The 8,108-nt window shown below is 70.7% G+C and carries 8 protein-coding genes and 1 tRNA gene; 5 read left to right on the top strand and 4 right to left on the bottom strand.

The features are described 5' to 3' along the window. The first annotated feature begins 232 nt into the window (after positions 1–232). The 3 genes from rsfS (at position 233) to RT91_RS16155 (ending at position 1,230) form a co-directional block, all read left to right on the top strand. Positions 233–628, top strand: a complete 396-nt coding sequence (gene rsfS, locus RT91_RS16165; protein ID WP_035188450.1) for a ribosome silencing factor — start codon at positions 233–235, stop codon at positions 626–628. Further along, complete coding sequence (locus tag RT91_RS16160; RefSeq protein WP_011942327.1) at positions 625–1,101, top strand: 23S rRNA (pseudouridine(1915)-N(3))-methyltransferase RlmH; 477 nt, start codon at positions 625–627, stop codon at positions 1,099–1,101. Before rsfS ends, RT91_RS16160 begins: the two co-directional genes overlap by 4 nt. A 54-nt stretch (positions 1,102–1,155) precedes the next feature. After that, positions 1,156–1,230: transfer RNA gene (locus RT91_RS16155), tRNA-Met, on the top strand. Positions 1,231–1,287: 57 nt separating this feature from the next. Here RT91_RS16155 and RT91_RS16150 read toward each other — a convergent pair. The 4 genes from RT91_RS16150 to RT91_RS16135 form a co-directional block, all read right to left on the bottom strand. Next, positions 1,288–4,131, bottom strand: a complete 2,844-nt coding sequence (locus tag RT91_RS16150; RefSeq protein WP_011942328.1) for an EAL domain-containing protein — start codon at positions 4,129–4,131, stop codon at positions 1,288–1,290. Then, positions 4,128–5,114 (bottom strand): GGDEF domain-containing protein, encoded by a 987-nt coding sequence (locus RT91_RS16145; protein ID WP_007423070.1) that lies wholly within the window; start codon positions 5,112–5,114, stop codon positions 4,128–4,130. The genes RT91_RS16150 and RT91_RS16145 overlap by 4 nt, the downstream gene beginning before the upstream one ends. Positions 5,115–5,254: 140 nt before the next feature. Then, complete coding sequence (locus RT91_RS16140) at positions 5,255–5,974, bottom strand: hypothetical protein (protein WP_007423071.1); 720 nt, start codon at positions 5,972–5,974, stop codon at positions 5,255–5,257. Positions 5,975–6,003: 29 nt separating this feature from the next. Further along, positions 6,004–6,357: a hypothetical protein gene (locus RT91_RS16135; RefSeq protein WP_007423072.1), complete on the bottom strand. Its 354-nt coding sequence runs from the start codon at positions 6,355–6,357 to the stop codon at positions 6,004–6,006. A 164-nt stretch (positions 6,358–6,521) separates the two neighbouring features. Here RT91_RS16135 and RT91_RS16130 point away from each other — a divergent pair, with 164 nt between their 5' ends. Both RT91_RS16130 and RT91_RS16125 read left to right on the top strand, forming a co-directional pair. Further along, positions 6,522–7,682 carry an acyl-CoA dehydrogenase family protein gene (locus tag RT91_RS16130; RefSeq protein WP_013640081.1) on the top strand — a complete coding sequence of 387 codons (1,161 nt, stop codon included), beginning with the start codon at positions 6,522–6,524 and terminating at the stop codon, positions 7,680–7,682. Positions 7,683–7,757: 75 nt separating this feature from the next. Continuing rightward, a partial coding sequence (locus RT91_RS16125) for a GntR family transcriptional regulator (protein WP_035188449.1) occupies positions 7,758–8,108 on the top strand: 351 nt, incomplete at its 3' end.

The raw sequence follows: 8,108 nt of genomic DNA, 5'->3' as shown, positions 1-8,108 counted from the left end.
CGTGGATCTGGCTGCCCGCGCGCGAGAATCCGTTATCAGCCACCGCGCTGCGCGCCCGCGCCCGCAAGGCCCGCGCGCCGCGCGGCATTCAAGGAGACCGGCCATAGCCCGCCCGCCGACCCGCTCGACCCCGCCCGCCGCCACACCGCGCAAGCCGGCCGCGAAGCGCAAGCCGCCGCTTCCCGCCGAAGTCGCGCCCAAGGCCCCCGGAACCCCGCGCAAGAAGGCCGCCATCGCCGGACCCGCGCCGCAAGCCGCCCGCCAGCGCCGCAGCGCGGACAAGGCGGCCGAACGGCTCGCGGAGATGGAACGGGTCATCACCGAGAGCCTCGCCGACGACAAGGCCGAGAACATCGTGACGATCGACCTCGCCAGCCGCGCCAGCTTCGCCGACCGCATGGTGGTCGCCACCGGCCTTGCCGACCGGCAGATCGCCGCGATGGCGACCCACCTGCTCGAAAAGCTCGCCGCCATTGGCGTCAAGCGCGTGCAGGTCGAGGGCGCCGGCGGGTCGGACTGGGTGCTGGTCGATGCCGGCGACATCGTCGTCCATCTCTTCAAGCCGGAAGCGCGCGAGCTCTACGCGCTCGAAAAGATGTGGAGTGCCGATCTGGACGAGCCGGTGTGACGGCTCCGGGCGCCCGGTTGCGCATCATCGCGATCGGGCGCGACTCCAAGGGGCCGGAGGCCGATCTCGTCGCCCGCTACGCCGCGCGGCTCCAGCCCCGGCCGGAGGTCGTCGCCCTGCCCGACGGCACCGGCAGCCCGGCCGAGATCAAGCGGCGCGAGGCGGACGCCATTCTCCGCCGCCTCGCCGCCGAGGATCTGGTCATCGCCCTCGACCTCGGCGGCAAGGCGCCGGACAGCGCGGCCTTCGCCGCCATGCTCGCGTCATGGCGCGAAACCTCCCGGCCGCTGGCCTTCGTCATCGGCGGCGCCGAGGGGCTGGAGCGGCGGATCATCGAGCGCGCCGACGCCGTGCTGTCGCTCGGCAACCTGACCCTGCCCCATCTCCTCGCCCGCGCGGTGCTCGCCGAACAGCTCTACCGGGCGCAATGCATCCTCGCCGGGCACCCCTATCACCGGGCGGGGCGGCCATGAATCCGGCATGATTGACTTGCCTCGTCTCTGACGCTACCTGAGCGCCACCCATGGGGCGGCGTAGCTCAGCGGTAGAGCAGGGGAATCATAATCCCTTGGTCGGTGGTTCAAATCCGCCCGCCGCTACCAGGGCCTTTCCGGACATCGACGATGGCTTGCGCGGCGCGGCGCGGCGACGCACCCCGCTCAGGCGCGGGAGAATCCCTGCAGGCGCCGGCGCAATTCGTATTCCGACACCGGGCGGGCGAAGTAATACCCCTGCGCCCACTCGCAGCCGAGCCGCGTCACGTAATCGAGCTGGACCCTGGTTTCCACCCCTTCCGCCGTCACCGGCAGGTTGAGCGCCGCCGTCATGCCCATGATCGCCTCGAAGATCGGCTGCCGGTCGCCCGGCGCGCGGATGCGCGAGATGAAGGACTTGTCGACCTTGACGATATCGACCTTGAACGTGTCGAGATAGGACAGCGACGAATAGCCCGTTCCGAAATCGTCGAGCACGAGAATCACGCCCTGCTCGCGGAGATCCTGCAGGACGTGAATGCTCGATGCGTTCTGCGACAGCAGGACCGATTCGGTCACTTCGAGCTTGAGCCGCGAGGCGGGCAGTCCGGCCGCGGCCAGCGCGTCGCCGACGACCAGCCGGATATCGCCCAGCTCGAACTGGCGCGGCGAGACGTTGACGGAAATCTTCACGTCCTCCGGCCAGTGGCGGGCGGCCTTGCAGGCGGTGCCGAGAACCCACGCGCCGAGGGAGGCGATCTGGCCGCTTTCCTCCGCGACCGGAATGAACTCCGCCGGCAGAATCAGGCCGCGCTCGGGGTGGTGCCAGCGCAGCAGCGCCTCGACGCCGACGATGCGCTGGCTCGCCAGCTGCACGATGGGCTGGAAGGCGAGCGCGAACTCGCCCCGCGTGAGCGCGCCGGACAGCTCCGCGCGCAGCCGCCGCCCGGCCTCGTCCGCCCGCTGCATGTCCGGATGGAACAGGCGATAGGAGCCGCGCGCCTTCGACTTCGCGACGTAGAGCGCCCGATCCGCCTGGTTGTAGAGCGCATCGGCATCGGTCATCCCCAGGCTCGACACGGCGATGCCGACCGACACGCTGCTCGGCAGCGAGATGCCATCCACATCGAACGGCGCCCGCATGATCGCGAGAATGCGCTCGGCGAGCGCGATGGCGTCGGCCGGCCCGCCCACCCCGGTCTGCATGACCACGAACTCGTCGCCGCCGCAGCGCGCGAGCAGGTCCTGCGAACGCAGGCAGAGCCGCAGCCGGCTGACGAACTGGCGCAGCACCGCATCGCCCGCGGGATGCCCGTGCTGGTCGTTGATCTCCTTGAAATAGTCGAGATCGAGGCACAGCAGCGCCGTCAGGTCGCCGGCGTCCTGCCGCTCCAGCTGCGCGGACAGCCGCGAAAACAGGGTGCCGCGATTCGCCGCGCCGGTCATGAAGTCGAAGCTCGCCGCGTACCGAAGCTGCTGCTGCGCGAGGCGCTTTTCCGAAATGTCGCGCAGGAACAGCGAAATGTCGCCGCCATCGGCGAACAGGCTCGCCTCCAGCCAGAGATCGGTCGGCGGCCAGAACAGCTCGAAATGCCCGCCGGCGCCGTCCCGCATCGCCCGCGAAACGGCCATGCGCAGCTCGCGGCAATGGGCTTCGGCGAACAGGCTGGCGACGTTGCATCCCACCGCATCGTCCGGCAGGCCGAGCATGGTCATGGCCCGCGCATTGGCGAACCTCGCGCGCCCCGCGGCATCGAAAACGATCACGGCATCGCCGCTCGCCTCCAGCACGCGCAGGGCCAGCGCCTCGGACGCCTTCCGCGCCTCCTCCGCCGCATGGCGATCGGTGATGTCCTCCAGCGTGCCGTACCAGCGCAGGATCCGCCCGTCCTCGCCACGCCGGGCGGCGGCGCGGGCGCGCATCCAGCCATAGGCGCCGTCGGACAGCCGGAGCCGGTATTCGACGTCGATCGGCGCGCCGGACTCGATGTTCCGCCGCCAGGCGGCGAGCGTCGGGTCCCGGTCGTCCGGATGCAGCGCCGAAACCCAGCCGAACGGCATGGTCTCGTCCCGGCTCATGCCGGTCAGCGCGAACCATTGCGGGCCGACCTCGAGAATCGCGCCGTCGGGGCCGGCCGTCCATGGAATCTGCGGGTGCAGCTCGACCATGTGCCGGTAATGGTCCTCGCTCTCGCGCAGCGCCGCCTCGATCCGGCGATAGGGCGTGATGTCCTGGGTGGTGCCGCGCAGCTGCGACACGGTTCCGTCCGCCCCCACCACCGGCTCGGCATGGGTCAGCACGTCATGCACCGCCCCGTCCGGCAGGATCACCCGGTATTCCAGCGTCGCCGCCGTCCCGCTCCGCGCGGCCTCCCGGAAGGTCGCCATCGCGGCGTCGTAATCGTCCGGGTGGATGGCGCGGCGCATCTGGTCGTAATCGATCTCGGCGGCGCCGCCTTCAAGGCCGAGCAGCCACGTCGTTTCCACCGAGAGCCAGATCCGGCGCCGTGCCAGGTCCCACCGCCAGGCGCCGACGCGGGCGAGGCGATGCGCGCTGGCGAGTTCCTCGGTGCGCTGCGCAAGTTCGAGCGCCAGCGCGGCGAGACGCTCGGAATCGCCGCCCCCGCAAGGCGTGGCGGGCAGGTCGGGGACCAGGTCGAGATCGATGGTGATGCCCACCACCCGCAGCGGCCGGCCCGCGGCGTCGCGCACCACCACCCGGCCGCGCGCGACCTGCCGGATCCAGCCGCCGGCCGCATCCCGCGCGCGATAGCCGATCTCGAACTCCGGTGCCGCCTGCCCGTCGTCGCAGCGCAGCGCCGCGCCGACCCGCGCCCGGTCGTCGGGATGGACCCGCGCGCAGACCTGCTCGACCGTCTCCGCCGGCGGGCAATCCACCCCTTCCCGCGCCTGCCCGTGGTAATGCCGGATCAGGCCCGCCACCGGATCGAGATCCCAGAGCACCACGCCGCGCCCCCCCAGGACCAGCGCGCCGAGCGTCGTCACATCGTCGGGCACGGTGCGGCTCATGGCTCCCCTCCGGCGGCGGCGGCGCCGTCCGGCCCGGCCGGGCGCATCACCGGCGAGGCCGAAAGGCGCTGCATCGATGCCTCGTAGCGGCGGTAACTCCCCCGCCCGGCATGCTTGACAGCGTAGAGCGCTCGGTCGGCGCGGTCGAGTAACGTCTCCGGATCGTCGCCGTCGAACGGGCACAGCGCCACCCCGACCGAGGCGGAAACGACGATCGGTTCCGGATCGGTCGCGAACGGGTGGCCGATGGCGGCGACGATGCGGTCGGCCAGGTGCAGCGCCTGCGCCGCGTCGCGAATGCCGAGCTGGATCACGCAGAACTCGTCGCCACCCAGCCGCGCGACCGTATCCCCGGCGCGGATCACGCCGCTCAGCCGCCGGGCGACGATGCGCAGCACGTTGTCGCCCACGAGGTGGCCGAACTGGTCGTTGATCGGCTTGAACCCGTCGAGATCGACCAGCAGCAGGCCGACGACCTCGCCGCTACTTCGCGCGGCGGCCAGCGCCTGCGCGAGGCGCAGGGTCAGCTGCCCGCGATTGGGCAGTCCGGTCAGCAGGTCATGCGCGGCAAGGTGGTGGGCCCGCGCCTCCGCCTCGCGGAAGCGCGTCACATCGGAAATGACGGCGACGATGAACGGCGCCCTGCCCTCGGCGGTGTCGAGATGGATCAGGCGCTTGCGGGTGATGACGATGCGCTGCCGTCCGCCGGCCCCGGTCACGATCTCCTCGTTCTCGTTCGGCAGGCCGGTGGCGAAGACCTGATCGTCGATCCGCCAGAACACCTCGAGCTGCGCCTGCGGCAGGAGTCCCGCCCCGGTCTGCCCCAGCAACGCCTCCCGCGGCCGGCCCATGAAATCCGCCATCGCCTGGTTGACCAGCACGAGCCGATGCTCCCGGTCGATCACGATGACCGGGTTCGGAATCGAATCCAGCAACGCCTGCAGGACTTCGACCGTGGGGACGATGGTGGATTGAGCGAACAAGAATATCTCGGACCAGACGACCGTCTCGGAAAACCGGAAGATTGCCCGAAATAATTACTACTCGATTAATTAACGGCCCATTTGATGTTCGCATGGCGCTCCCGCCGCGCGCCGGCGCGGCGAGTCGCCGCCGGGTGCGATCAGACCGGCTTGCCGCGCGCGGCGCGCAGCAGGTTGCGATAGGTGCCGTCGAACACCGTGTCGGTCGAGGACGTCCAGCGCGTCTCCTGGCCGAGCGTCTCCCGGCTGGCGTGAATGCGCCGCGACCGCAGTTCCCGCGCCTCCGCCTCCTCCGGCGCCATCGGCTGCAGGTCGAGGTCCGGCTCCGCCGGCACCACGGTCAGCTGGATGAACGGTTCGCCGCGGCGGAACACATGCGTCACCCCCTCCGGCGGCGCCTTGAAGACGACGAAGGAGATCATCGGCCACCACTGGGTCCGCAACAGCGCCGGCACGGCGAGCGGCACGTCGTCCGCGCCGGAGGTGTAATAGCGCGGATGCGGCTCGACCCGCACCGCCATCGGCTCGTCCACCGCCATGTCGAGCAGCAGCTGGTGCGTGTAATACCCCTCGCCGAACGGGCGGAAGGGCGGCCAGTTGATGCCGGTGCAGGGGTCCGGACCCCAATCGCTCTCCAGCGTGACCACCCCGTCGCGGCGGCCGACGCGGAGTTCGTTGTCATAGGGATAGAAGAGTTCGATCCCGTATTGCGCGCCCTCGATGAAGGGCATGCAGTGCCAGGGCTGTTCGTGCGCGCCGTCGCGCCGCGGCTGGGGTTCGCCACCCCAGCCCGGCACCTCGAGCTTGGTGCGCCGCGGCGCCAGTCCCGGTTCGAAAAAGCGCAGCCTGACCGTCGTCACCCGATCCTCCGTCGTTGCCCGTCGCGGCCTCAGTACCAGCCGGGCCGGTAATACCACCCGTAATAGCCGTAATACCCGTGATGATGGTGATGATGGTGGTGGTGATGGTGATGATAATAGAACCGGCGATACGCGTTGTGATGATGGTGGTGGTGGTGATGGTCCACCTGCTCCAGCCGCGCCGCCGGCGCCTGCGTCCCCTCGCGCGCCAGCAGGGCGTCATGCGCGCGCAGGATCACGCCCGGCGCCGCCACCGGCGCCAGCAGTTCGGCGTAGGATGCGGCCTCCGGCAATGGCGCCGCCTCCGCGCTCGCGGCATGGAGGGGCGATGCGGCGGCGAGGCCGGCCATCGCGCCAAGCAGTCCGATCGTCTTGCGTTCCATCCTCGATCTCCTTTCGATCGCTGACCCGAACTAAATCCGCGGCAATGGCATTTCTGTGACCGGCCCGCCGGCGCGGTCTTTAAATTCCTGTCATGAACCCGCCGCCGCGGGGTTTCCCGCCGCCGCGCCGCTGGCTATCCTTGCCGTAAACGGAAGGAACCCCCATGGCGCTCGATTCGGAAAGCTTCGACATCCTGCTCGCAACCATCGACCGCTTCGTGCGCGAACGCCTGGTGCCCGCCGAGAACGAGGTCGAGGAGCAGGACGACGTGCCGGCGCCGATCGTCGCCGAGATGAAGGAGCTCGGCCTGTTCGGCCTGTCGATCCCCGAGGAGCATGGCGGCATCGGCCTGTCGATGGCGCAGGAATGCGAGGTGGTCCACCGTCTCGGCCAGACCTCCCTCGCCTTCCGCTCGGTGATCGGCTCGAATGTCGGCATCGGCTCGCAGGGCATCCTGATGGACGGCACCGCGGCGCAGAAGGCCGAATACCTGCCGCGCGTGGCCAGCGGCGAGCTGATCATGTCCTTCGCCCTGACCGAGCCCGATGCCGGGTCGGACGCCGCCTCGCTGACCACCCGCGCCGAGCGCGACGGCGAGGACTACATCCTCAACGGCGCCAAGCGCTACATCACCAACGCCCCCCGCGCCGGCGGCTTCACGCTGATGGCGCGCACCGGCGGGCCGGGGGCTTCGGGCATCTCCGCCTTCATCGTCCCGGCCGACACGCCCGGCCTGAAGCTCGGCCGCCCCGACCGCAAGATGGGCCAGCGCGGCACCAAGACCTGCGACGTCATCCTGGAAAACGCCCGCGTGCCGGCGGCGAACATCATCGGCGGCGTGCCCGGCCAGGGCTTCCGCACCGCGATGAAGGTGCTCGACCGCGGGCGCCTGCACATCGCCGCCGTCGCCTGCGGCATGGCCCGCCGCCTGCAGGACGAGGCGATCGCCTATGCCCGCGAGCGCCGCCAGTTCGGCCGGCCGATCGGCGAGTTCCAGCTCGTCCAGGCCATGCTCGCCGATTCCGAGGCCGAGCTGTCCGCCGGCTGGGCGCTGGTGCGCGACATCGCCCGCGCCTATGACGACCGCGCCGCCGGCGCGCCGGTCGCCGACCTGCCGATGCGCGCCTCCTGCGCCAAGATGTTCTGCACCGAGATGGTCGGCCGCGTCGCCGACCGCGCCGTGCAGGTGCATGGCGGCGCCGGCTACATGGCCGAATACAAGGTCGAGCGCTTCTATCGCGATGTCCGCCTGCTCCGCCTCTACGAGGGCACGACGCAGATCCAGCAGATGATCATCGGCCGCGCCCTGATCAGCCCGCGCTGAGCCCGCCGCGCCGGGTTTGACGCCGGCGCCCGCCTGCCGCAGAATTTCGGAATTCCGAATGCGGTGGGAGCGCGCATGGAGCCGATCGAAACCGGCGAAACGCTGATCGACAAGGTCTACGAACGCGTGGTGGAGGCCATCGCCGATGGCGCCCTGCTGCCCGGCATGCGCATCCGCCAGGGCGAGCTGGCCGCCCGTCTCGGCGTCTCCCGCCAGCCGGTCAGCCACGCGCTCCACCTGCTGCACCGCCAGGGCCTGCTGCGCGAAAGCGGCCGCAAGGGCTTCGAGATCGCGCCGGTCGACCCCGAACGCGTCGCCCAGATCTACGATGTCCGCGCCGCTCTCGACGGCCTCGCCGCCCGCCGCGCCGCCGCCCGCCGGGATGCGGCCGCGCTCGCCGAACTCGACGCCATCGTTGCCGCCGCC

This window comes from Acidiphilium sp. JA12-A1 (genome assembly GCF_000724705.2).
GTDB classification, from domain to species: domain Bacteria; phylum Pseudomonadota; class Alphaproteobacteria; order Acetobacterales; family Acetobacteraceae; genus Acidiphilium; species Acidiphilium multivorum.
This window is presented reverse-complemented; position numbering and strand designations above follow the sequence as displayed.